Below are 693 nucleotides of genomic sequence, written 5' to 3'. Positions count from 1 at the left end.
GTCAATTACTGTCTGAAATAAATCTTAGAATAAATTATGGAAAACAGTCTCCTGAAGAAAAAAATTTATCAGGAATTATTACTAAAATGCTTCAAGAAGCTTATGCAGGAAGTGCACAGTTCACATCTACACAAGCTGATTTTACTCAGGCATCATTTGCGGTTCTAAAAAAAGAGTGGAAAAGAGTTAAAAGAGGCGAGTGGATTTATCAACTTTGTATGTATCCATGCTTAGTAATCACCTCGCTCGCCGTCATTTGTTCCGTTATATATGCTTTTAATAATATTCAGAGTTTATGGCAATTCCTCACTCAGTGATTTTCCATAATCAACTATCCATAATTAAGTCGCAGTCGGCCTGAACACCCGATTGCGACTTCTGCGCAATTAAGGGGACTTAAATGCGACCACAATCTGAACTCCTCACCTTGTCACAGATGCAGAAATGCACCTGAGATTTTCTGCATTCTGTGGTTTCCTGCATACGTTCGAGCTGGAAGCCGGCGAGATGTAAATATTTTGTGTAAAGTCGAAGCTTGGGCGATAAGTATCGGCTGCCTTCTGACTATCCCCCAATATTGCAAGTACCAGCGGTTGCGCGATAAGCATGAGGTAAAAGCTTAAACCTGATGGAGCTGTTATTAGGGGCAGTATGGCTAGTTGTTTTAAACCTGCTGGTGGTGCTGGTCATGAG

1 protein-coding gene is annotated in these 693 nt (G+C 40.8%); it reads left to right on the top strand.

Annotated elements, in window-relative coordinates; translation table 11 throughout:
* On the top strand, positions 1-317 hold a 317-nt coding region (locus tag IM284_RS23130; RefSeq protein ID WP_193055976.1), incomplete at its 5' end, for a hypothetical protein.
* Between the last annotated feature and the right edge of the window lie 376 nt (positions 318-693).

This window comes from Enterobacter cloacae complex sp. P12RS (assembly GCF_014895875.1).
GTDB classification, from domain to species: domain Bacteria; phylum Pseudomonadota; class Gammaproteobacteria; order Enterobacterales; family Enterobacteriaceae; genus Enterobacter; species Enterobacter bugandensis.
This window is presented reverse-complemented; position numbering and strand designations above follow the sequence as displayed.